Here is a 25,347-nt window from a genome sequence, read left to right on the forward strand (position 1 = left end):
GCCGCCTACTCGGGCAGCGTCAACTCCCAGACGTCGGCAGTCGCGCCATCGGGCAAGGTGAGCTGCCATTCCTCCCCCGGAGCCGGGTAAGCCCGGACGGTGGTGGCCACGGAACCGGTGCGGTAAACCTCCACGAGGGACGCATCGATAAAGATGCGCAACTGCTCGTCCGGAGTCAGGGAGCCTGCGTAAACCACTTGAGCGGCGGCCCCGGACCCAAGCACCAGCTCCACGGAACCGGCACCTGCAGCACCCCGGACCAGCACTTCGGCGAATTCGGGAACCGCAACGGCACCGGCAGCACCTGTAACCACAGCAGTACCCCGATACGCCTCAACCTCGGGCGCAGGAGAAACAGCGAGCGCCCCGCCAACCACGGACAAAACCCGGGGGTGCGTCAACACACCCGACCACCCGGCGTCGTCGACTTCTTTTTGCGTGCGGCCCCGGCGACCATCACGTCCTGGCCCCTCGTTGGCCCACCCCCACAGCAGTGCCGCGGGTGAGGACCCATGGGCGAGCTGCACAATCTGAGGAGCGTAGAAGTCGCGGCCGAAATCGGACTTCCCCCCGGAGGAAGGCGCAAACACCGGCAGCCCGGACACAGGGTCCAAGGACAGGGACCCGATCAGGTGCCCTACCCCGTTGGCGTGTTCGTGGTCGTCGCCGGAGAGCCACAGGGAGAACATCATGACCCAGCTGGACCCAGCGGAAGAAGAAGGCACTTCCACCAGCTGCGGGCATTCCCAGATCTCGGCGGGCGTATGGGCAGCGGCCACGGGGTGGTCGCTGGTGAGCCAGATGCCCTGGTACTCCCACGCGTCCATGTCAGACACCGTGTACAAAAGCAAAGCGGCGCGGCCGTCGGACAGACCTGCCCCTTGCATGGCGTAACGCGCACCGCCAAACCAAAAAATAAAAGGGTCCCGCACTGCGGTGACCAGCGGATCCGAGGGCATTGACGCCGCAACGTGCCCGTCCTGTTCCCAGGAAACAAGGTCGGCGGAGCCGCGGGCAATGACCACCTGGGAATGACCCCCGTGGTCCTTGATACCGGAATAACAAGCGGTTGGCACGCCGTCGTCGTCGGTCACCACACCGGTCCAGCATCCAGCGGAGTCAGGGCCGCCCGCCTGCGGCGAAAGCGCTACGGGGTGCTCTTCCCAGCGCACTAAATCAGTGGAGCTCACATGCCCCCAGTTGATCTGGGAGTGCCGCGCGGACAGGGGGTTGTACTGGAAGAACACGTGGTAGCGGCCGTTGATGTAGCTGACACCGTTGGGATCGTTGATCCATCCCTGCGCAGGCCGCGGGTGGAAGCGCGGGAAGGCGGGATCCGGGTGCGTCGCCGCCATGGAAAGAGAGGAAGAGAGTGCAAGGTCCGTCAACGGAACCCCTTTCAAAAAGATCGGTAATTACTTGCCCGTGCCTGCGGTGAGCCCGTCCTGCAGCGCGCGTTGGCCGAACATGAACACCACCAGCGCGGGAATCATGGAGAGGACAACGCCGGCCAGGACCACGGAGATGCTTCCGGTGCCGAGGTTGCCTTGGAGCGAGACCAAGCCCAGGGGCAGGGTGAAGTTCTGCTCGGAGATGGTCATAATCAGTGGCCTGAAGAACTCGTTCCAGTGGAAGTTGAACGCCAGGATGCCCACAATGGCCAGGCCAGGCATGGCCAGCGGTGCATACACCGAGCGGAACGTCCGCCACGGCGAGGCACCGTCGATCGCGGCCGCTTCAGCGAGCTCGCCCGGCAACCCCATGAAGTACTGGCGCATCAGGAAGGTGCCGAACGCCGTCGGGATGGCCGGAATGATCAGCGCGAGCAGTGTGTCGGAGAGTCCAACGCCGCGGATCAGCATGAAGACGGGCACAATGGTGACCTGCGCAGGCACCATCATGGTGGCCAGCACGATCGAGAACAGCGCGCCGCGCCCCCGGAACTTCAAGTGCGCAAACGCGTAGCCTGCCAGCGCTGCGGTGATCATCTGCCCCACCGCGATCAAACCGGTCACCAGGGCACTGTTAATGACCAGGGCCACGATGTTGAGCTGCTTGAACACTTGCTCATAAGAGGTCAGGTCCGGGTTCAGCGGCAGGAACGCGGGCGGCAGCTGGAAGGATTCCGACGGCGGTCGCAGCGAAGTGGACAACGTCCACATCACCGGGCCCAGGACGAAGACGGATGCGATCAGCAAGACAACCACGCGGATGGCTACGGACCAGTCGCGCTTCTTCCGCTTCACTACAGGCGCCGTGGTGGTGACACGTTCTTGAATGGTGGTCATGGCGGGCCTTACTGGTAGAAGACGAATCGTTTGCTGAGCCGGAATTGCGCGGCGGTGATGGCCATGATGATCAGGGTCAGGATCACGCCGATCGCCGATGCCTGGCCGAACTCAAGGCGCTGGAACGCGGACTCGAAGATCACCATCACGGCTGTTCGTGTTGAGTCACCGGGTCCGCCGCGGGTGAGCACGTAGGGCTGATCGAACACTTGCAGCGCGTTGATGATCGCCATCACCGAGGCCACCAAGGTGGTGGGGCTCAGCAGGGGCAGGGTGACGAACCAGTGCTTTCGCCAACCCGTGGCACCGTCAATCGACGCGGCCTCATACGTCTCCACCGGAATGGAGGCCAGCCCGCCAATGAACAGCAGGAACGAGAAGCCGAAGTTCTGCCACACATAGACAAGAATTACGACGGCGGCTGACCCGGTTGGCGTTGTCAGCCACGGGACCGCTGGGATGCCAACGATGGACAGCAACCAGTTCACGACGCCGAATTGCTCGTTGAAGAGGTACCGCATGAAAATCGATACTGATGCCGCGGAGAGGATCAGCGGGAAGAAGAATGCCGATCGGAAGAACACCCTAAGCCAGGATGGGAGCTTCTCCTGCACCATGATCGCCAGGCCAAGTGCCAGTCCGAGCTGGAGGGCCACAGCCACCACCACGAACACGATGGTGTTCAGGAATGACACCCTGACGGTGGGGTCCTGTACCACCTCAGCGAAGTTGTCGAAGCCCACGAACGTTGGTGCCGAGATGATGTCCCAGCGGAAGAACGCGAGCGCGATCGAAGCGACGATTGGCAGCAAGGTGAAGATGCCCATGCCCACGATGGTGGGCGCCAGAAAAGCCCAGGGCAGCCAGCGCTGCTGCATCCGGCCGCGCTTGGACGGCTGCGCGTGTTTGTGGGTCGGCTTCCGTCCCGACTCGCTCCCCGTCCCCGTTGGCGTACTGGTTGCGGTGCTCATGGCTGCCTCCTCAGGGCCAATTCAAGATCGCGCTGCATGGAAGTAAGGGCGTCCTTGAGTTGACGCTCGTCTCCACTGACAGCCAGGCTTACGTTTTTCATGAGGGCTGTTTCCACGGAAGCCTGCTGGGGTGGCGCTGGAATGGGACCTGTGGTGGGGAACCTGTCCAGGGTGTCGTAGAAGACCTTCCAGTTCCGCGGACCTGTTCCTGCGTAGAGCTGTTGGTTGGCCATTGAACGACGCGCAGGGGTGGTGTTCGGTGTGGGGAACACGATTTGCATGGCTTCACGGCTGGAGCTGAACTTCACCCATTCCCACGCGGCGTCCTTGTCTTTGGCGGTCTTCATAATCGCGTAGCCCGCCGTGCCGAACTGGTGCCGCTGGGTCCGCCACTTGGGGAAGAACTGGACGTCGAAGTCGTTCTCCGTCATCCCCGCCTCGTGGAGGCCTTGCACCCAATAGCCGCCCGCCGGCGTCGTACCTATCCTGTTGGAGGCGAAGAGGCCGATCAGCGAGTTACCGCCGCCTTCCTCCGGCCGCACACCCAATCCGTCCTTCACGAGTCCTCGGAGGTAATCGAAGGATTCGAAGACCCTGGGATCATCGGCGTTGGGCTCAAGCCACTGGTAGCCGCCGGAGCGGAGGCTGCGTGAGGGGTCGTTGGCATAGAAACCGTCCCACAGCCATTCGCCACCCGGGGACTTGGTCTCCTTGAGGAAGCTGGTGTCATTGGCGTAGAGCCACGGCACCACTCCACCGAAGAGCCGGTTGGTCCAGTAGTACGGGGTGAAGTCCTTGGGGTTGGCCTTCTTCATGGCGGCGAGGGTGCTGCGGAAATCTGTGTGCGTCCAGTTGTCGGACGGCCGTTCCAGGCCTGCCTTGGTCAGTGCCGTGGTGTTGTAGTACATATTGGCGGCGTTCCAGTCGATGGGGAGCTGGAACAGGCTGCCCTTGTACATGAACGCTTCCACCAGGCTGGGGTGGACATCCTCGAAGTATTCGCGCATATGATCGGCGTCGCGGCGCAGGTACTCATCCAGCGGGTGGGCCAGTTTCTCTGCGAAGAGTTGGGCGCCTTCCGTAGCCACGTACACGACGTCCGGCGGGGTGCCTGCTGCAACCATGGTGAGGATCTTGGTGAAGAAGTCCTTCCAGTCCACCGCTTGGATTGCCTGGACCTTGACCTTGATTTCGGGGTGGACCTTGGCGAAAGCGTCGATGACCTTCTGGCGGGCTTCAGCGTCCGCGGCGGTACCCATGATGGCGATGCTGAGGCTATTGTCTCCGCGGCCTGGAATGTCGGCCCCGGTCAAGCGCGGCCACGACGCCGCTGTGACTCCAACAATTCCTGCGCCGAGGGCTGTGAGGGCACTCCTACGTGTGAATTCACGCAAAGCCCCATTGGTTCCCGACATGTAGATTTCCTTCCCTAACACGTGTTAGGAAGCCTATTCCTGTCACCTAACACGTGTCAAGCATCACAGGAATGTTGCCAAGGGCTCACCTTCGGCCGCCACGCTCGGGGGCGGCTCACACGAGCTATCCAGAGAACTGTGGCAGTCTAGTCTGAATGAGTTCCCAGCAATTCCGCACCAGCGGGAGGTCGAGCAAACGGCCGCTTCAAGGACGCCCCGCCGGCGCGGGCACAGGATTTCTCTTCTGCCTCGCCGCGATTGCCAGCGCCGTTGGCCTGGCCGCGACGTACTACTTCTTTGTGCGCACCACCGCCGGCCAGTTCATCGACGAGTCCGCACTGGTTGAAGCTACCGTTCTGGGCGGAACAGCCGGCAGGGCTTCCACCGAATTCCTGGATATGCTCCCCATGCTTTCGCTGGCAATTGCAGCCATCATGGTTCTCTTCGTGACCGTGGCGCGCAGGCGATGGACCGCCGCCGTAATCGCAGTGGCAGCGTGCATCGCCGCCAACGCAGCCACACAAATTCTCAAGCTCCTCATCCCGGACCGGCCCGACCGCGGCGTACAAACACTCGTACTGAACTCACTCCCCTCCGGACACACCACACTGGCCGCGTCCGCCGCAGCCGCCGTGTTCCTCATGGTCTCGCCCCGCTGGCGCCCCCTGGCAGGCTTCCTCGGCAGCACCTTCGCTGTAGCAACAGGCGTCTCCACGCTCATCAACCAGTGGCACCGCCCGGCCGACGTCGTGGCCGCATTCCTGGTAGTGGCCGTCGTCATGCTCCCGGCAGGATGGCTCATCCTCCGCACCGGCAACAGCTGGAACGTCTGGGCGGGTTACGGCGAACACTGGGCCGCTTCCCGGCTGTGGGTGTGGCTTACCGTTGCGGCCCTGGCGATCGCTACTTTTGTTGCCGCCTACTCGCTGCTCCAGGTCATGCCCGGCCTCAGCACAGACAGCACCATCGACTACTTCTGGGCCGGCACCGCCTTCATCGTGATCGCCGGATACCTGTCCGCCCTTGGTGGCACGTGGCTATTTGGCATGGCGGCGCGCAAGGGCTGACGCTCCTTGTGGGGCGATCGGCGCTAAGGGGTGCGCCGCACCCGGCGCTTAGTCCTCTGGACGGACCGAGTCGAAGAATTTGGGCTCCGGGGAAGGCGAAACGCGGTTCCGGGCCTGCTCCTGGATGAAGTGCCGATCCTCATCGGTGAGCACCGTGCCACCATGGGCATCCATGGTGTCCCCCTCCCCCGTTTCCGCATTGATGATCGCGGTGACGGTCCTCGGCACAATCATGGTTCCCGGATTGTCGACGAGCCATTGCTGTGTTTCGGGAGAAAGCTGGTCCCAAAATTCTTTGATGTGCACAACGATCAGCACTGCCCTTCATTGGTGGGGGTAGATTCGCAAACTGCGCCATGCGCGACGGTGGAACACTCGGTTGATCAGGGACGGAGGTGCTCTTCTAGGCTACGCCGACCCGCGCCGATTCCACCCTGCAATCACCAACATTTTCGGGGATGACGTCGACTACTTACTCCTCATGAGTTACAGTTAGTCCAATCGATGGACAAACAACTGCTAAGCACAGGAGCTCGCATGTCATCCACCCTCAGGCCCGACTCCCGCAAATCCGCCCCGCGCCGGAGCACCCCGGCTGGCACCGTTCCCGCATCCCGCGATTTGGTGGTGGACTTCATCCGCGTTGCCTGCATGTTTGCTGTTGTTGCGGTTCATTTGCTCATGATGGGGATCAGCGTGGACGAGTCCGGCATCGGCGTGGGCAATCCCCTGACGTCGTTGAGCTGGTTTGCGCAAGGTACGTGGTTCGGCCAGGTCATGCCCCTGTTCTTTATTGTGGGCGGCTTCGCCTCGCTCACGTCGTGGCGCAGCCTGAAGCGTAGAGGCGGCGATGCCGGCGATTACCTCAGGAACAGGGTGCTGCGGTTGGTTCGGCCTACGGTCGCCTTGTACATCTTCCTCGCCATTGCTTTGTGGAGTGCGACGGCGGCTGGTGTCCCCGTCGATTTGCTCACCGTTATCGCTGCGGGCGCCGGAGTGCAGTTGTGGTTCCTGGCCGCGTATATTATCTGCCAAGCCATGGTCCCCACCATGGCAAAATTCCACGAGGCAGCGCCTTACCGGACCATCGCAGCGCTGGCCGCGGGCGCCGTCGTCGTCGATGTCTTTCGTCTGGGCCTGGAACGCAACCCTTGGGGTTTCGACTCGAACCCGATCGGCCTGCTGAACATGGTGTTCGTGTGGGGCCTCCTTCAACAGCTTGGGTTCTTCTACGCCGACGGCTTCTTTGACCGTTTCGCCAAGTGGAAGCTCGTTCTTGCTGCTGCCGGCTGCTACGCCGTGATGGTTCCACTCACGCATGCCGGGCCGTATCCGGTGGACATGCTGACCAGCCAGAACCCGCCCATGTTTCCCCTGATCCTGGTAGGGCTGGCACACATTCTGTTGGTGAAGGCCGTCTACCCGGCGCTGCAGCGATGCGTCCACATCGGTTGGGTGCAGAAGGTGATGTTCGTGGTGGGTAGTCGGGCCATGACCATCTACCTGTGGCACCTGCCGTTGATCATCGCCATGTTTGGCATTGCTCTGGTCCTGCGACTGCCGTTCCCCGAACCGGCCGGCACCGTATGGTGGCTCACCCGGCCGCTGTTCTACGTAGCTGCTTGGGCCTTGGTGCTGCTCGTTTCCACCCCGCTGGTCCGGCTGGAACTTGCCAGCACAGCGCTGGCACCGGGTGCATCGCGGCCGGCGATGTGGCGCATCGCCCTCGGAACCGTGCTGGCGATCATCCCGCCGTTCGTGGTGATGAGGTCTGCGCTGGACGTTTCGAATGCTAGCTGGGGGCTGGTGCTGCTGGTGCTCGCCGTAGCTCTGGTGTCCGGGAAGCTGCCGGACCGGGCATGGAAGACCCCGCGAAGTGTTTCGTCCGGGGCCGTGGCTTCCTGACCTGCTTTGAAAGACGAAGGGCCGCAGAACAACCTAATGGGGTTGTTCTGCGGCCGTTCTTTGTTCAAAAGAGGTCGGTAAGTCGCGACCCCCGCGAACAGCTATGGCATGCGGTAAAGGAATGCCGCCATGGCGTCGCGGTTGATGGGAGAAAGTGGCTTATAGCTACGTGAGCCGTTAGCTTCCAGCCAGCCCGTGGAAATTTCCATCTCCAGCATCCAAGCCATTTCCTTGTAGAACTGCTGAGTGGTCAGCACATCGTGGAAGGGTGACGTAGCGGGCTCCTGGAAGTCCGGCTTCTCAGCCAAGCGGTAAAGGAATGCCGCCATCGCGTCGCGGTTGATTGGCGTCAAGGGCCTGTAGGTTTTGGATCCATCGCCCTCGGTCCAGCCTGAGGAGATTCCCTTTTCCGCCAGCCAGGCCATCTCTTTGTAGAACTGCTGGGTAGTGGATACGTCCTTGAAGGGGGACTGGGCCGGCGCGGTGTACTCCGGCGAACCGGCAATGCGGTACAGGAATGCTGCCATGGCGTCGCGGTTGATCGGAGTCAGCGGGCGGTAAGTAACTGAGTTGTCCGCCTCAACCCATCCCTTGGAGATTCCTGCATCAGCCATCCACGCCATTTCCCGGTAGAACTGCTGAGTTGTCAGCACGTCCTTGAAAGGCGATACAGCGGGAGGCACGAAGTCCGGGCCCTTGGCACTAAAGCGTTCCGTCCACTCCACCGTAGAACCGGCTCTGAGCACGAAACCGTCCTTCGCCGCTGCCGTGACCGTGATCCGACCAGTGGCCGGATGCGTCCCTGCAGCTACTACTTCACCTGCGACGCGATACTCAACACCCTCCGTGTCGGGGATGGTGTACGTGTCCTGGTCGGTAAGCGGGGCGTCCACGAATGCGACGCTTCCCGGGGTCACAGCCTTGTCAGCTGGCAGTACTGCAGCAGTCGCATCACTGGTCAAGGACACCGTGGTGTGGCCAAATTTGGTACCTGTCACTGTAACGGTGATCGTCGCACCGATATCAGTCTCGGTGACGCTGTACTCCGAACCAGTGGCTCCGGTTATCGGATCGTCGTTGCGCTTCCATTCGTATGCGAGCGCTACCGGAGCCGGTCCCCAAGGCTGCACGTCTGCCTTGAGAACGCTGCCAACATAGGCTGGGCCGGTGATCTTCGGGGCGACCGAGTAAATGTCCGCAGGGGTGATGGGGGAAGTAGGGGCCGAGGTTGCCGACACACTCGTGGCATACGTCTTTGCTCCGGTCACCCGTACCGAGATGACTGCGTTTGCGTCTTCGGGGGCAAGCACGTACTGGTCAAGCCTCTGGTAAGGAATGGGCTCCCCGTTGCGCAGCCACTGATAGCTGTTGACTACCCGGCCTGGGCTCCAGTATCCCGGATTGGCGGTCAGCATCGCGCCCACCTTGGTCTGACCATAGATAGTGGGCGTTCCTGGATCGATGGGCGCTACATCTTCAGCAAGCATTCTGAGGGCTTTGCTGGCGTCCACCAGACCCGCCCCACAGTTACAGTTGTAGACGGGCCGGGCTGTCTCCTTCAATCGGTACTCGATGTCGGCGGGGGTCAGCGCGGGCAGCTTGGAGTACATCATGGCGGCCACCGCAGCTACATGCGGGGCAGCCATGGAGGTGCCTTCCTTAAGGTAGTAGTCCTCCGTGGTGGCTACGTCCAAACCAGCATTTAGCGTTGAGACGATTCCATCGGCACCGGAAAACCTCATGTCGCCGCCCGGCGCAGCAACATCTACGTTCACGCCAAAGTTGGAGTAATAGGCCCTGTTGCCGTCCTTCTTGGTGGCTCCAACAACCAAAACATTCTTGCAGTTTGCGGGACTGACCTGAGATGCGTCAATGTTTTCATTGCCTGCAGCGACTACTACAGAAGCGCCCTTGCCACGGGCAAAATCTGCTGCATTTTGGTAGGAAGCGGGGCAAGCTCCGGGGCCCCCAAGACTGAGGTTGATGACGCGTGCGGGATTGGGGTTTGCAGGGACCCCGGCAACAGTTCCACCAGCGGCCCAGACGATCGCGTCAGCGATGTCCGAAACGTAGCCACCGCAGATACCCAGTGCGCGAACCGGAACAATCTTTGCTTTGGGGGCTACGCCAGCAACGCCCTTACCGTTCCCGGCAACCGCACCAATAATTCCTGCTACATGCGTTCCGTGCCACGAGGAGTACTCCGCGGGCCATCCGGTGCCGCACTGGCCGTAGTAGGTCCCATCACCTTCATCACGCGGGTTTGAGTCACGGCCGTTGCCGTCGCGGGCGATTTCCGGCTCGCTGATCATGTCGTAGCCGGGAAGGATGTTCGCATTCAGGTCGCTGTGGTTCAGGATGCCGCTGTCGATAACCGCAACCACGCTCCCCTCACCTTGGCTGACATCCCAGGCACCAAGAACGCCCATTCCACCGTTACCTGTGCCGTGGGCCCACTGGAGGTCGTAGTAGGTGTCGTTAGGCGAAGTAGCAAACGGCCGCATAATGGAGTCCGGCTCGGCGTACTCAACACTCGGGTCAGACGCAAGGTTTGAAACGAGTTCGCTGGCTTCTGCCGCGCCGAGTTTCCGATCAGTCCTGACCACTTCTTCACCTGTGGCCATGGTGCGCACGGATTCAACAGGCACGCCCACTGCACTGGCAGCCCGACCGAAAGATGACTTTCTGTCCGCCGATTGGATGCCGTCACGTTCCTTGAACTTCACAATGAACTGATCCGTGGGGATTTCTTCGGAAAAGGTGGACATCGTCTGAGGCGCGGCACTCGGCATTGGCACCGGGGTCTCATCGGCTACGGCCGGCAACGCCGGAAGGGCGGCTCCAACCAGGGCAATAACGCCCGCAATAATAACTTGAGAGCGCACACTGGCTCTCCGTCGGATCTGCATGAACAGCGCCCTCTACTCGTACGCCCCCAAGAGCGCGGAAAAATGGCCGCGAGAGTGCGGCCAGCATGAGTTTAGCCATAGTTTGGACTTTCCTGCGAATTCCCTGTGAGTCTTGATGGTCACCCCAAAAGGGCCGGGGCCAGTTGCAGAAATTCCTGCAACCGGCCCCGGTTGATTTTCGTTTGTTCCTCTTTATGGTGCGCTAAGGCATCCGGTACAGGAAAGCAGCCATGGCATCACGGTTGATGGGCGCCAGCGGCTGATACGTGCGTGATCCGTATGCATCAGTCCAGCCGGAAGAAATACCGGACTCATACATCCAAGCCATCTCCTTATAGAACTGCTGACTCGCGCTTACGTCGTTGAAGGGCAGCCACGGAGGGGCCACGTAGTCAGGCTTGTTAGCCAGGCGGTAGAGGAAGGCTGCCATGGCGTCGCGGTTGATGGGTGTCAATGGCTTGTACAAACGCGCACCGTTCTCCGTCCACCCCGACGAAATCCCGGTCTCCGCCAACCACGCCATCTCCTTGTAAAACTGCTGGGTTGTCAGCACGTCTTTGAAGGGCGACTGGACGGGCGGGGTGTACTCTGGCGAGCCAGCCATGCGATATAGGAATGCTGCCATGGCGTCGCGGTTGATCGCCGTCAACGGACGGTAGGTGACGTTCTGATTTACGTCCGTCCAACCCGCGGAGATCTTCCGATCGGCCAACCAGGACATCTCTTTGTAAAACTGTTGCGTTGTCAGAACATCCTTGAAGGGTGAAACCGCTGGAGCGGTGAAGTTTGGCCCCCTCATGCTGAAGTAAGCGGTCCACAGGGCTGGTGCTCCCGTTCGGAGCATGTATCCATCTTCGGCGGTTGCAACAACTCTCACCTGCCCTCTGGCAAGGTGCAATCCCGCGGCTACCGTTACGCCGTCCACCTGGTACTTAACACCCGGAGATGTTGGAATCGTGTACCTATCGTCTTCCATATAAGGGGCTTCGGCGAAGGTAACCGGCAGCGGAGAAACCACCTTGTCCGCCGGCACCACGGCAACAGTCGGCTTACTGCTTAGTGACTGTGTTGTGTAGCCCAGCTTGTCCCCCGTCACTGTGACACTGATGGGCTTACCGGCGTCCCCGTTGACCACTGTGTAGTCCCTGTTCACTGCACCGTCAATGGGAATACCGCCTAGATTCCACTGATAGGAGTGGACCACAGGGGAAGGTTCCCAGGTACCTGTCTCCGCAGTAAGAACACTGCCCACGTAGGCACTGCCGCTGATGGTCGGCTCTAAGGCAGCCAGCGGCCCCGGGCCGATGGGAGCGGTCGGCAAAGACACCGCCGAGGCTGATGCCCCGTCCGCTCGAACCCCGGTTTGAGTAATGGTGATGGTGGCACCCAGGTCCTCAGGTGTCAGAGTGTAGGAAAAAGGGTAACCATCGGGAATGGGAACGCCGTTCCGATTCCACTGGTAGTACATTGCTAGCCGTCCGACTGGAACCCATGGGCTCGTATAGGCAGACAGAGTTTCGCCGACTTTCGGCTTGCCTTCAATGGTCGGTTTGCTCGGAACGATGGGAGTCACGTCCATCCATACATCCTTCAAGGCCGCCGCAGCGTTCAGCAATCCCGTACCGCAGACAGCACAGTAGCTCATCAGAGAAATATTGGCGCGAAGTCTCTGTTCCACTTCGAATGGCGTAGCAGATGGCTTCATCACAGTGATCATGGCGGCCACGGCTGAAACGTGTGGCGCCGCCATGGAGGTTCCGGCCTTGATGTAATACTCTTCCCCGGTTGCAACGTCCCGACCATTGTTGAGCGTAGATACCACGCCATCCGTAACCTGGTATCTCATGTCACCTCCCGGGGCTGAAAGATCAACGTTGTTCCCGTAATTGGAGTAATACGCACGTTGCTTTGCGCGGGTACTGGCCGCCACAGTGATGACGTTCCGGCAATTTGCGGGGCTGACATAGGTTGCGTCCATGTTCTCGTTTCCGGCTGCCACCACCACGGACGCGTTGCGTGTCGACGCGAAATCCAGAGCACTCTGGAACGCGGAGGGGCATGCAGCCTCCGCTCCCAGGCTGAGATTGACAACCCGGGCGGGATTGGGATTGACCGGTACGCCAGGAACGTTGCCGCCTACTGCCCATACGATTCCGTCGGTGATGTCCGAGGTGTAACCACCGCACAAACCCAGCACCCTTACTGGCACTACTTTGGCTTTGGGTGCCACACCCGCTATGCCTTTCCCATTTCCGGCAACCGCTGCGATAATGCCGGACACATGCGTTCCGTGCCAGGACGACGGTTCTGCAGGCTCTCCGACACCGCACTGACCGGCGCTGCTGTAGTCGCCCTTGTCGGTGGGGTCCGCATCCCGCCCATTGCCATCACGTGCCACCGCAGCTGTGCTAATCATGTCGTAGCCAGGCAGGATATTGGGGTTTAGATCGCTGTGATCAAGGATGCCGGTGTCGATGACGGCCACCACGGCCCCTTCACCTTGGCTGTAGTCCCATGCCTCCCGGACGTGGATCCCTCCGGGTTCAGCCGAGTGGGCCCACTGGATAGGGTAGTGAGTATCGTTCGGCGCTGCCGAAAACGCACGCATGATGACGTCCGGCTCCGCGTATTCCACGTTCGGATCCGATGCCAGGGCCGCCACAAGCTCTTTGGCTTCATCGGTTCCGAGCCTCCGGTCCGTCTTCACCACGTCTTCACCTGTGGCCGTGGTTCGGACAGCTTGTACAGGAACGCCCACAGCACTGGCGGCATGTCCAAATGATGCCTGGCGATCCGCGGACTTGATGCCGTACCGATCCTTGAATTTCACAATGAACTGGTCCGTTGCAATTACACCGGTCCCGTGGGGCGTGGGTTCAGTTGCGGCACTCGGCGGAGCCGGCACCTCATCCGCTACCGCTGGGAGCGCAGGCAAGCTGGCTCCCACTATCGCGATAATGCCAGCAAGAATTACTTGAGAGCGCATGCGGGCTCTCCGTCGGATCTGCATAAGACAGCGCCCTCTGCTCAAACGCCCCCAAGAGCGCGGAAAAATGGCCGCGAGACTGCGGCCAGCATGAGTTTAGCCACACTTGGGCTTTCCTGCGAATTCCCTGGGAGTCTCCCGGCGCTTCGAGCGAGGCGACCTGACCCTACCTATTGCATACTGCACAAATCCAACTTCTTCAGGTTTCAGATGCATCTGCGGACAGCCAAAAGAGTTTCGAAGCCACCCTCGCAAAGCTAATAATTACGCCGGTGCTTCAGCCGTGGAATTGCGACGGCGAACACCACTGCCGCTGCGAACCCCAGTACGCCTGTGGCCCAGACGCCCGCCGACAACGAGAACGCGGCCGTTAACCCGGACAGCAGCACAGGTCCTCCGGTACCACCCGAGTCAGCCATGAATCGCCAGATGCCCAGGAAGTGGCTCCGCCCGTTGTCCGGCGAGAAGTCGGCGCCGAGCGTCATAATGAGCCCCGAACTGATGCCGTTGCCGAACCCGATGAGCAAAGCAACCAAGAGGAGCGGGACGAATCCGGCGGTGAACGGAATCAGAATCAGAGCGGTTCCCATGATCAGCGTTGACGGGATGGCCACCCATTGCCGGCCCTTCCTATCCATCAGCTTCCCAGCGGGGTAGAACACCAGCATGTCGATCGCTCCGGACAAGCCGAAGATCAACGAGGCATGTGTGGCGTCGAGTCCCAGATGGTCCGCCCACAGCGGGATGACTACCTGCCGCGATGCACGCAATGCGCTCAGCAGGAGGATGCCGAAGCCAACTGTCAGGAACACACCGGCATGGGAAACCGCGACGCTCCGCAACGTCGACGCCGGGGGCCGGGGACCGCCGTCGGACGTTCCGGGGGCTACCAGATCCGGAATGGTGAGCGACAAAACGGCCGCGGCAAGCATGCCACCAAAGCCCACCCAATAGGCGCCGCTGATCCCGGCGAACTGCATGACGCCGGCGCCCACGAATGGCCCGATGAAGAGGCCGATCCTGGTGACACCGCCCAAGGTTGAGAGTGCACGCGCCCGGAACATGACGGGGACTGCCTCAGTGAGGAACTTTTGCCGTGCGAGGTTGAAGACACTGGCCGACATGCCAACCAGGGTCATGGAGGCGGCCAAGAGCCAGAGCCCATGTTCCATCTGCGGGGCGAACGCCGCCGCGCCGAGGGCAATCGCACCCACAGTTCCCGCTCCGACGATTGACCACCGTTCACCGAATTTCTCGGTGATGATCGACGCCGGAATGTTGAACAGCCACGATCCCAGGCCTATCAGCGTCACGATCAACGCCGATACAGCCACCGAAGCGCCCAGGTCGCGGGCTGAGAGCGCAATGACCGGGAGGACAGCACCCTCACCGAGACAGAAGAGCACAGCTGGCCCGAATGCCGGGAGCGCTACACTGCGGAGGCTGAAGTTTTTGTCTGCTTGGGTGGTGGTCATCCCTTTCATCCTATGACCGCCCTCACCGTGCGGTTGCTTGGAGGGGCTGGCTGGCTCACACTGTTACCGCGCTGCGCAACCTTTGCCGCCCGGCGCTCCACTTCTTGGCTTGCGCCGTTTTCCGCGCTGCGCACTCCTTGCCGCCCAGCGCTCCCCTTCGTGGCTTGCACCGTTTTCCGCGCTGTGCACCTTTTGCCGCCCGGCGCTCTCCTTCCTGGTCAGGGCCGCACCCTTTCGCGCCACTCGCACCAGAGATAACGGGGGCGATCGGCGCTAACGGTAGCGGTTATCGGTGGTTCTTGGTTCGTGGTCGGTGATCGCTCGTGGGTGACTGGTGGTTGGTGGTGGCTGGGGCAGGCCCGTGTGACCGGCTGGCTCGCACCCCTTTCCCCGTTGCGCACCCTTTGCCGCCGGGCGCTCCCCTTCGTGACTCGCACCGTTTTCCTCGCTGCGCACCCTTTGCCGGCGGGCGCTCCCCTTCGTAGTCAGGGCCGCACCCTTTCGCGCCAATCGCACCAGAGGTTACCGGGGCGATCGGCGCTAAGGCTAGCGACGCAGCGTGGGGGTGCGGGGGTGGGGCGTGCGGGGGGGTGCGCGCAATTGTTGCGGCTCCGGGGTGTCGGAGCCGCAACAACTACATGCGAAGTGAGATTACTTCCTTGGCTTAGCGGCGGCTGGCTGCTGCCTTGCGGCGGCCAGCTACTGCGAGCAGGAGTCCCATCAGGAGCATGGCCCCTGCCAAGAGAACCCACTGACCGTTCAGGCCGGTGTTGGCCAAGGTGTTGGCACTTCCGACGGCGGTGGAGGCTGCCGCCGTCACTGCTCCCTTGGCGGCACCCTGCGCCACTACAGCGCTGGCCTGGGTACCGGCACCCGTGCTAACTCCAACACTTGCAGGAGGATTGACAACCGGAGGGTTCACAACAGGAGGATTCACCACCGGAGGGTTCACAACAGGAGGATTCACCACCGGAGGGTTCACAACCGGAGGATTCACCACAGGAGGATTCACCACCGGAGGATTCACAACCGGCGGATTCACCACCGGAGGATTCACAACCGGCGGATTCACCACCGGAGGATTCACCACCGGAGGGTTCACAGTGGCTGTCGATCCCCCACCAATTCCCACCGAGGTGGAACCGAGGGTTACGGGAGCCGTGATCGGGATGATCAGCTGGGTGCCGGAAAGAATTCCGTCGCTGCCGGTGGTGGTGCTACCGGACGTGGTGCCCGACGGAGCAGTTCCACCAGTGGTATCAGTGTTCGTAGCGGAGGAATCACCCAGCAAACCAGCCGAGGTGGAACCGAGGGTTACGGGAGCCGTGATCGGGATGATCAGCTGGGTGCCGGAAAGAACTCCATCGCTGCCGGACGTAGTGCTGCCGGACGTGGTGCCTGCCGGAGCAGTTCCACCGGTGGTGCCGGTGTTCGCGGCAGATGAGTCACCCAGCAAACCAGCCGAGGTGGAACCCACGTTGATCGGCACCGTCACAGGAGCAACAACCTGCGTACCCGAACCAATGCCATCTGAACCCGAGGTCGAAGCGCCCGAAGGAGCAGGCGCCGGAGCACTAGTCGAACCAGCACCAGAGTTCGTGGCGGAGGAATCACCCAGCAGACCAGCCGAGGTGGAACCCAGGTTGATCGGCACCGTCACAGGAGCAACAACCTGCGTACCTGAGGCAATGCCTTCTGAACCGGATGTGGAAGCACCCGAGGTCGAAGCACCCGAAGGAACCGACGCACCAGAAGAAGCAGCTGAGCCGGAGGTAGCAGAGGAGTCTCCGCCAACACCCACGGCAGTGGCTCCGATGTTAACAGGGACCGAAATCGGAGCCACTACCTGAGCGCCGGATGCGATACTCTCTCCCCCCGACGTGGTTGCCTGCGCCGGTGCTGAGGCTGGGGCCGGAGCCGCAGCAGGGGCCGGCGCAGGAGCTGAAGTTGTAGCAACGGAGTCGCCAAGGACACCAGCTGAGGTCGAGCCCAAGCTGATCGGCACAGTCACCGGTGCCACTACTTGGGTTCCCGAGGCGATACCGTCCGAACCGCTGGTGCTGGCTGCCGGCGTCGGACTTGTTGCAGCCGCTGCAGCCGCAGGTGCGGCTGGAGCGGCAGGTGTGGCTGAGCTCGTCGCAGTGGAGCCCCCCAGCAGACCCACTGATGACGAGCCCAGGTTTATGGGCACCGTTACCGGAGCAACTATCTGCGTTCCGGAGCCGATGCTGTTGGAACCGTTGGTGGTGGCCGTCGGCGCCGGGCCCGCGCCGGCGGCACTCGAACCTGCAGCAGGTGCCGAGACGGTAGCTGCTGAATCCCCCAATAGTCCAAGTGATGTTCCGCCGAGGCTTATCGGCGCTGTTACGGGTGCCACCACTTGCGTGCCGGAAAGGATTCCGTCTTTGCCGCTGGTGGTGTCAGCGGCGTTTGCCGCTGTGGCGCTGAGGACGATCATGCCCCCTGCAAAGCATGTGCCGATGAGGCACTTGCGTATGGTCGTGTTCATTGTGGTTCTCTCCTGAAGACGTTGTTCCCAAGGGCGTCCGAGTGACGGATCGCCTGAATGACCGTCTGCCGCGAAGAGCTGTGCGGCTGGTGGGGGAACTAGTCAGGAGAGGAGCCGGGGTCGAAGCACACCGGCGTTGGATGTTGTTCGTTGCCGGCCGTTGCCAGGCCGGGAAGAGCGTCGACGGGGATGATCAGGGCGCCCTGCAGGAATGCTGCTGCTGGGCTGGGCGGACCGTTTTGGGAGTTTCCGGAGCCGGCTCCCGTGAGGCTGCCGGGGACTGCTGCGGGGTCGGGAGTCAGGTCCGCAGGCGCGGCAGGATCGTCGGCTGAGGAGGCACCGCCGAGCACCGCCGTGATCCCGGTGGGACCGAAGTTTCGTGCGGGATTCAGCAGCCCCGAAGCGCTGGCGTTCACTCCGGGTCGAGTGACGCGTGGGTCCAGTTTGCCGGTCTCAAGAAGAGTTGTGCCTGTGGAATGTACGACGCCGGTCGTCGCCAAAGTGCCGGCTTCCGCCGCAGCGGGGGCAACAGGAGCGTCGGTTCCCGGCACAGCGGGAGTCTCGGGTGCAGTGACGGGAGGCGCCACCACCGGCGGAACTGCCACAGGCGGAACAGGCGGAGCGACTACTGGCGGAACTACGGCTTCGACGGGCGGCAGCACGGTGCCTACAACACCGTCCACAACGCCGACAATCGGGTCCACAATCGGGGACACTACGTCAGTGACAGGTTCCAGCCGGGCAGGTTCCAAAACCTGGTTCACCGGCGGAACAACTACGTTCACGGTGTGGTCTACGGTGTTAGTAACAGGAGCCACCACCGTGTTCACCACAGTTCCTGCAGTGTCTGACGGGACCACGTGGTTGACCACCGGGACAGCTGAAACCACATGATCAACCGTGCCGCCAACGTGTTCCACGAGGGGCGTCACGGCAGGCACATGGACGTTGATCTGGTTGGTGGGTACCAGTCCCTTGACCACGTTCGGTAGAGGTACGTTCGGCACGGGGATGCTCACCGATGTTGAGGACGTGACAGATCCAAGAAGGGTTTTGTCAGAGGTTCCCGTATCTGCAGTTGCAGCCGAGGCGGAAAGTGCCATCCAGATTGCGGTGCCAGCGCCAGCGACCATGATGGAGCGGAGAATGCTGGTAGCACGCGGAAACACGCGTGAACCCGTCATCTCGGACACCCCCAGGTAGTCGCGAACCAATGGTCGCCTTCATCCTAGGACGGGACTAAGCGATTAGTCCATGGTTAGGAGTAAAGAAGATGACAAATTTGTAAGGAACCTTGTTTATGACGGATAGAAACCGGTCTTTTCCGGCCCGAAGTCCGGGGTAGCCAGCGACGTGCGGCCTTGGGCATTGGTTTCCTGAAGCCTTTTGATAAACCAGCGGGATTGTTCAGGTCCGTACGGAAGCACAGGAATTGCTTTAGTAGCGTCGGATGGCATGTCCCGAATGGACTGCGTTGCCTGCCGAACCGCGGTGCTCATGGTGTCCGCCATGGTTTTCACGAACTCATCGCTTACGGGCTTGCCGTGGCCGGGGACCAGGAATTCGTAGCGGTGGCGCAGGGCCGAGATGTGCCGTAACGCATCCGCCCATTCCTCCGGGTACGAGTCCTCGAACGACGGATGCGCGCCCTGCTCCACCAGGTCGCCCACAAACAGCGTGGAACTCGTGCCAACAAGCAGGTCGCCGTCGGTGTGCGCGCGGCCGAGGTAGAAGAGGGTGGCGGTAACCCCGCCGAGGTCCACCAGGACAGGCTGGTCATGGACCAGCGCGTTAGGGACAACGATGTCGACGGCGTCGCCCTCCCCCGCTGCCATCTCAGGTTCGTTGGTGGCCACGAAGCGTCGCTGGTTGTCGGCGTCGCTTTCTATGGCCGCCGCACAGTTGGCGTGCGCCCAAAACTCCGTGACGCCGTCGTCGGCAAAAACAGCGTTACCGAAGAAGTGGTCGTAGTGCGCGTGGGTGTTCACCACAACCAGCGGAAGCTGGGTCTTTTCGCGAACTGCAGCGAGGATCTCCCGGCCCTGGCGCGGGCCGCAGCCGGTATCGATGACCATGGCGAGTTCAGAGCCCACCACAAGCCCGGTATTGAGTAACGATCCCTCGGTTTCCAAGACGTAGTTGTCCGGTCCGAGTTCTAGCCAAGCTGACAATTCGTGCTCCGTATCCACTGCAATCCGGCGATGTTCAGGCCTCTACTCTACCCATGGAATCCGTGCGAATGCTGGAAGGCAGGCGGCCTTCCTTAGCGCGGCAGCAGCCGGAGCTTTCGGCACGCACGCACCAGCAGGGACGACTCCAACAACTGAAGCTTCTCCTGCAGATAGTCGCGTTCGATCCGGAGTTGGTGGCCTTCAGATTCCTTGGCTGCAAGCGCGCCGGTGACTTGGTTCAGCTCGTCCCGCAGCCCGTCCCGGACCGCTTCCATTGCGCCGAGGCTTCCACGGGTGTCCTCCAGGAGGTGTGTCAGGCCATAGAGCTCTACCGACTGGTGGCCAATGTGCAGTTCGTTGTTGGCCGTCAGCTGGGCCACTGCCGGGTGCTCATCGGATGCGAGTTCCAGAAAGGCCGGCTCCGGGCTGACAAGAACCGGAGCTTCCGGTCGTGAGCCCTTGAGGGTTTCGACGACGGCGTCCCACCAGGCGCGTTGGAACTCGCCTTGGGCGGGGCTCAGTTGCTTCAGATATGAACGGATGTCATTGTTGCTGGCCAGGAACCGGTCTACGAAAGCATCGAATTCCGGAGTGGCCAAGTGGCGGAGGGAACGCATGGTGTGGCCGAGACCCCAGTTTGCAAGTGCCCCACCGATCCGCACCTCACCGTAGTAGTCCACGGCGATTCCCAGGCAAGGAACGCCTGCGGACAGTGCGAAGACGATCGGGTGGTACCGGCTCGCCACCACAATCTCGGCCTGCATCGTCAACGACGCAGACTCCTCCGCTGACAGCTGACCGCAGACCATCACGTTCTCCGTGTTCATCCTGCGCCGGATGTCCTGGTGGGTTTCAATGTCGATGTCGGCTTTGCCCGGGTGCGACATGTGGGCGATCATCACAACATCCAGCTTGCCGGCGTCGGCGATTCTGTCCAGCACCTCAGCGATCCGCTGGTTGAAAGCATCCTTATCCATGGCGCCGGTGCCGGGCGCAAATGTGGCTACCAGGAAAGGCCGGCCCGGTTGGGGCTTGTACGTCACCTGATCCAGTTCGAGGGCGGCCGGAAGGGCGTGGTCCACCTCAAAGAAGCTCGCGTCGTCGAGCGTCAACCCGGCCGGCACGTCGGCGTTCCGCATCAGTTCCCACGAGGTTTGTTCGCGGACACTGGTGAGCGTTGCTGAGCGGAAGAGTTCCACAACCGTGTCATAGTCAGGGCCCGTCAGAACAGGCCCAAGAGTTTGCCCGGAAATGACCAGCGGCTTGCCCAAGGCGTTGGCGATGGCGCCCACCGCTGCCCTTTCGTAGAGCAGCCAGCCGTAGGGGGAAGTCATGTTCCCGCCACCGGCGATTACTACGCCGTCGCAGCCCTCTATGGTTTCAATGAGTGCATGAACCTGGTCTTCACCGGGAAGGGCAGACATGTCCCCTGCGAGGATGGCCTTGATCTCGTGCAGGTACCTCTCACGCCGGTGAGGAGGCCACGGGAACTCCAAGGTCTTCACTGACTCGGTGCCAAAGATCCTGGTGCTCTGCTCCGGATCCCGCGACAACAGCACAATGTCCGTCACTCCGCTGGCGCGCAGTTCGTCCACCACGGCATGGGTCATGGCTTCGTCACCCACGTGATAAACGGGCTGACCAATATCCCCAAGAACTACAACTCGCACGACACTCCGGTGGTTGGACGCAAAAAACAGCTTCCAGCGTACCGGGTTATTGGAAGTCGCTTGGTCCGCCATACGATGATTGCAGCGGGCCGATACCCAACGCAGATGTAGCCATTGCCCGATTCCAAGCCTCATTGAGACGAATCGGGGAGGGCCTGTTAGTAGCCGTTCCATCACCCAACGCGCCGGGAACCATCATTTCGTTGTTGTGCCCGTTCGCTCCCCAACCCCACAAGCCTCCATCGCCAGTAGTTGCAAAGCCGTTGTAGTTCCCTCCAACTATTCTTGTTGCTCCGGCAAGTCCTGCCACTGGCCCAGGTACGATCCGGGTGGTAGTTGTCCCGTCTCCTAGGTTTCCGTAGTAGTTGGTCCCCCAAGACCAAACAGACCCATCGGCACGGAGAGCGAAACCGGTCCCGGCGTCGGACGCCGCTGCAACGGCCACAACACCGGAAAGGCCATATACCTGCACCGGCACATAACGATTCACCGTTGAACCGTCACCCAACTGGCCGTTGTGATTGGCGCCCCATGCCCATACCGAGCCATTAGTGGCCAAGGCGTAGCCAACGTCTCCCGCTGCGATCGAACTGATCTCAGGCAGCCCTTCGACTACTCTGGCACCGTATGACACCCCCGGCGTCCTGCCAAGCTCGTAACCGGATGTCCAGACCTTCCCCTTTTCTAGTGCCAGTACAAATCCAGAACCGCTGGCAATCGCATCGACGTTGGACAATCCCGGCACCTGAACAGGGGCGGCATAATTCATCTCGGTGCCACCAAGAGATCTGTAATAGTTGAAACCCCATCCCCACACTGAACCATCAGATTTCAGTGCATAGGCAGTATCTTGTGAAGCGCTGATTGCAATCACATTGGTCAGCCCAAGAACTTGTACCGGTGACCTTCGCGGAATCATTGTTCCGTCTCCCACGGAGCCACTTATGTTGGATCCCCAGCCCCAAACGGTGCCGTCATTTTTCAACGCGTATCCGGTGTAAGTTCCGGCCGCCACAGCTTTCACGTTCTCTAGACCGGGAATCTGCTCGGGTTGCATCGGATGTGGCTGGGACCAGTCGACGACCGTGCCGTTACCTAATTGGCCGAAGTCGTTAGTACCCCACGACCACGCTGTTCCATCGCTTTTGCTGGCATAACCGGAGCCAAGGCCCTGGGCTATTGAAGAATACTCTCCGTCACCGCCGGCCGGCACAGTCGGTGTGGGTGTTGGTGTTGGTGTGGGGTTTGTTGGTTGGGGTTTGATGACGGGGGTGTTTTGGCAGGGGTTTGCGGTGAAGAGGGGCCAGGTGTTGGTTGCGGTGGCTTTCCATTCGCCGAGGTCGAAGCCGAGTATTTTGATGCCTGCCAGGACGCCGAGTCGGCCTTCGACGCCGAGTTCCAAGGGGCAGGTCCAGGTGAGGTCTTGTCCGCTGGCGGCGGTCACGGTGATGGTGGTGGTCGCGTAGGGGCCGATGCCGAAGGTGATCCCGGCAATGCCGTAAAGCTTGATCGTGGCATCGAAGTCCAGGGATGCTCGTGCGGTCAGGGATGCTGAGGCCTTGTACTCGTTTTCGATTCCTGCGGTAGTGGGTTTGTCGTTGACCAGGTTGAACGCGCCGTTGTTGTATTTGAAGCCGTGGTTGCTGGTGACGGTCTGGGATGAGGAGAACACCACCTCGGCGTTCCCGTCCAGGGAGAAGTTCGCGTTCATGGTCGCGTTGCTGGTCACTACTACCGGGACCGGGCCGGCCATGAACGTAAACGCGGAGTTCAGCTCGCCCAGTTTGGCGGTGACCTGGCCTTTCAACGATCCCTCGGCCGTGAGGGAGTGTTCGGCTTTGATCGAGGGGGTGATGACCACCGAGACTTCCTTCAGGCTCAGGAAGGCGGTCTCCAGTGTCATTTTCGCTGTGGCTTTGGCCGTGACGGAGGACTTCAGGGTCACCGACCCGTCACCGGTCAAGGGCGCGTCGGGTTTGCCGAACTCGCCCTTGACGGTCCTGCTCAGGACCATGGATTTGTTGAACACCTCCGCAGCTGCCGCCGCGTAGGGCCGGGCCATGTCCGGTGTGGTTGCGGGGCCGGTTCTGGTTGATGTGGGGGCCGTGTCAGGTTCAACCACGACGTCGGGCGCGGGGATGAACTCGGAACTCACCGGGGTGCCGGTCACTTCGAGCAAACCTCCCGTGGAGACCACGGCCTCGGGCACGGTGGCGGGTTTGGTTTTCACCAGGGTGGTTCCGCCCGGGTCCCTCACTACCTGGACTACCCGGACCAGGAGCCCGTCCGGGGTGCCGGTAGTAACACCGGAGACCAGTACGTCATTGGGTTTGATGTCCGTGGCCTGATCCGAAGGCAACGCAATGGTGTTGGTGGTCACCTGGGCGGTTTGGAGTTGGGCGGGTTCCAGGACTTCAACATCCGGGGCCACCGTGACCGTCCCCGCGGCAGGGTTTCCCGGGTCGGCCGGGGTTTTCTGGCCCGCGTACCGGTAGAGGAACGCGGCCATCGCATCACGGGCGATCCCGTCAAAGGGCCGGTACTGACGCGCACCGTTACCAGCATCCCAGCCCGTGGAAATCCCGGCCCCGGCCAACCAGGTGATCTCCGTGTAGAACCCGCCACCGGCGGGAACATCCGTAAAAGGAGACACCGGTGGGGCCGTGAACGCTGGCTTGTCCGCGTACCGGTACAAGAACGCGGCCATCGCATCACGGGCGATCGGAGACAACGGACGATACTCACGCACCCCGCCATCGAGAGCCCAGCCGGTGGAAATACCCGTGGAGGCAAGCCAGGTGATTTCCTTATAAAACGCTGCCTCTACCGGGACATCCGTGAACGGCGACACCGTGGGCGGTGTGAACGCCGGGGACCCGGCATGACGGTACAAGAACGCGGCCATCGCGTTCCGGGCAATGGACTCCAACGGCCGATACTGCCGCACCCCGCCACCAACATCCCAGCCCGTGGAAATACCCGACGCGGCCAACCACGAAATCTCCGTCGCGAACTGCGACTCCGCCGGCACATCCGAGAACGACACCACGTTCTCCACCACCGGATCCGCAGCCACCGCCGACGGCACCACCAACAACCCCGGCACCACCACCACAACAACAGCAACCAACCACGCCACACCACGACGAAACACCGCAACCCCCACACACCGGCGACACCCAGACAACACTCAGAAAACCACTAGATGGCATCCACAGCCGGGATTGCAACAGAGTCGGGAAGTACACCCGCACATTACGTCCTGATTCGAGATTGGCCCAGCGGTCCAGAGCTACGTTTCAGGTGGCGGGATGTTTGACGAGCTCGGGCATCACGGCTCCACACTCATAGGCGGGTGAATCAGCGCCCACTATCGCACCCAGGAATCCATGCAAAGGGCAACCGAAACGGCGGAAGTCGCCTCCGTCGTAGGAGACGAGGAATGCGTCAGGCTTGGTCAGGGCTTCTTTGATTGCTGGCCACTCAGTTTCAGGAAATCCGGCCATCCCGGCGGTTTGGTGCCCGCCGGGCGATCCTTTGAAAACCTTCAGGGCAGTGGTACCACCAGCGGGAGTTGAAACGTCTGCATATCCAAAGCCAAGCAGGATCGAGCATGGTTTGGTGGCGCGTTTGGCGGACTCAGCGGCCGATAGACAAATGGGGCTGTCACTATTCCAGAGCGCGCTGACCAGGAACTTCGGATTACCGAAGGGCTTAGTCACGCCGTCCACCCCTTTGAAGGAAACGTTGCGTCCCGGAGTGGTGTTTATTATGTGGAGGTCCATATCAAGCAGGAACCTGGCACTCATAAAGCCCGGCTTGTCGTCGGCCACTGTCTCGCCCAAAGAGCTCGTTATGACATTCACATCGAGATCGAAAGTGTAGCCGTCCACATCTTTCATGTGGGCAACAAAAGTGCCGGACGGCCCTCTCGTACCGGCAGCTTCAGGACCAGTTAGCGGCGTTTGCGTTGGTGTGGGC

At 61.4% G+C, this 25,347-nt stretch carries 16 protein-coding genes; 2 read left to right on the forward strand and 14 right to left on the reverse strand.

The genetic code is table 11. From position 1 onward, the window contains the following. Positions 1-5: 5 nt before the first annotated feature. The 4 genes from LDN70_RS15755 to LDN70_RS15770 are packed head-to-tail and all read right to left on the reverse strand — an operon-like array spanning position 6 to position 4,674. The gene (locus tag LDN70_RS15755; RefSeq protein WP_223940715.1) at positions 6-1,388 is read right to left on the reverse strand and encodes a glycoside hydrolase family 32 protein; all 1,383 of its coding nucleotides are present in this window, start codon (positions 1,386-1,388) and stop codon (positions 6-8) included. A gap of 27 nt (positions 1,389-1,415) precedes the next feature. After that, positions 1,416-2,288: a carbohydrate ABC transporter permease gene (locus LDN70_RS15760; RefSeq protein ID WP_142938230.1), complete on the reverse strand. Its 873-nt coding sequence runs from the start codon at positions 2,286-2,288 to the stop codon at positions 1,416-1,418. Positions 2,289-2,296: 8 nt separating this feature from the next. After that, on the reverse strand, positions 2,297-3,259 hold the full coding sequence (locus LDN70_RS15765; protein WP_166841680.1) for a carbohydrate ABC transporter permease: 963 nt from the start codon (positions 3,257-3,259) through the stop codon (positions 2,297-2,299). Continuing rightward, on the reverse strand, positions 3,256-4,674 hold the full coding sequence (locus LDN70_RS15770; protein ID WP_223940716.1) for an ABC transporter substrate-binding protein: 1,419 nt from the start codon (positions 4,672-4,674) through the stop codon (positions 3,256-3,258). The genes LDN70_RS15765 and LDN70_RS15770 overlap by 4 nt, the downstream gene beginning before the upstream one ends. A 155-nt stretch (positions 4,675-4,829) precedes the next feature. On the opposite strand from LDN70_RS15770, the gene LDN70_RS15775 reads away from it, so the two are divergent. After that, a complete protein-coding gene (locus LDN70_RS15775) occupies positions 4,830-5,741 on the forward strand; it encodes a phosphatase PAP2 family protein (RefSeq protein WP_223940717.1) in 912 nt (303 codons plus the stop codon). 48 nt (positions 5,742-5,789) lie between these two features. Here LDN70_RS15775 and LDN70_RS15780 read toward each other — a convergent pair whose 3' ends face one another. Next, a complete protein-coding gene (locus tag LDN70_RS15780; RefSeq protein ID WP_142938226.1) occupies positions 5,790-6,059 on the reverse strand; it encodes a hypothetical protein in 270 nt (89 codons plus the stop codon). A 219-nt stretch (positions 6,060-6,278) separates the two neighbouring features. On the opposite strand from LDN70_RS15780, the gene LDN70_RS15785 reads away from it, so the two are divergent. Further along, a complete protein-coding gene (locus LDN70_RS15785; RefSeq protein WP_223940718.1) occupies positions 6,279-7,646 on the forward strand; it encodes an acyltransferase family protein in 1,368 nt (455 codons plus the stop codon). A gap of 101 nt (positions 7,647-7,747) precedes the next feature. Here the strand turns inward: LDN70_RS15785 and LDN70_RS15790 are convergent, their stop codons facing one another. The 9 genes from LDN70_RS15790 to LDN70_RS15830 form a co-directional block, all read right to left on the reverse strand. Continuing rightward, on the reverse strand, positions 7,748-10,555 hold the full coding sequence (locus LDN70_RS15790; RefSeq protein ID WP_223940719.1) for a S8 family serine peptidase: 2,808 nt from the start codon (positions 10,553-10,555) through the stop codon (positions 7,748-7,750). Between the two features lie 202 nt (positions 10,556-10,757). Continuing rightward, on the reverse strand, positions 10,758-13,541 hold the full coding sequence (locus LDN70_RS15795) for a S8 family serine peptidase (protein WP_223940720.1): 2,784 nt from the start codon (positions 13,539-13,541) through the stop codon (positions 10,758-10,760). Between the two features lie 257 nt (positions 13,542-13,798). Beyond that, complete coding sequence (locus tag LDN70_RS15800) at positions 13,799-15,016, reverse strand: MFS transporter (RefSeq protein ID WP_223940721.1); 1,218 nt, start codon at positions 15,014-15,016, stop codon at positions 13,799-13,801. Between the two features lie 664 nt (positions 15,017-15,680). Continuing rightward, positions 15,681-17,525 carry a cell wall anchor protein gene (locus tag LDN70_RS15805; RefSeq protein ID WP_223940722.1) on the reverse strand — a complete coding sequence of 615 codons (1,845 nt, stop codon included), beginning with the start codon at positions 17,523-17,525 and terminating at the stop codon, positions 15,681-15,683. 98 nt (positions 17,526-17,623) lie between these two features. Further along, positions 17,624-18,709, reverse strand: coding sequence for a hypothetical protein (locus LDN70_RS15810; RefSeq protein WP_223940723.1), 1,086 nt, complete (start codon positions 18,707-18,709; stop codon positions 17,624-17,626). A gap of 114 nt (positions 18,710-18,823) precedes the next feature. Beyond that, positions 18,824-19,696 (reverse strand): MBL fold metallo-hydrolase, encoded by an 873-nt coding sequence (locus LDN70_RS15815; RefSeq protein ID WP_223940724.1) that lies wholly within the window; start codon positions 19,694-19,696, stop codon positions 18,824-18,826. Positions 19,697-19,788: 92 nt separating this feature from the next. After that, on the reverse strand, positions 19,789-21,366 hold the full coding sequence (locus LDN70_RS15820; protein ID WP_223940725.1) for a polysaccharide pyruvyl transferase family protein: 1,578 nt from the start codon (positions 21,364-21,366) through the stop codon (positions 19,789-19,791). Positions 21,367-21,412: 46 nt separating this feature from the next. Beyond that, a complete protein-coding gene (locus LDN70_RS15825; protein WP_353618938.1) occupies positions 21,413-24,271 on the reverse strand; it encodes a chromosome condensation regulator RCC1 in 2,859 nt (952 codons plus the stop codon). A gap of 394 nt (positions 24,272-24,665) precedes the next feature. Further along, positions 24,666-25,268: a hypothetical protein gene (locus LDN70_RS15830; protein ID WP_223940727.1), complete on the reverse strand. Its 603-nt coding sequence runs from the start codon at positions 25,266-25,268 to the stop codon at positions 24,666-24,668. Positions 25,269-25,347: the final 79 nt, after the last annotated feature.

This window comes from Arthrobacter sp. StoSoilB22 (assembly GCF_019977315.1).
Lineage (GTDB): Bacteria > Actinomycetota > Actinomycetes > Actinomycetales > Micrococcaceae > Arthrobacter.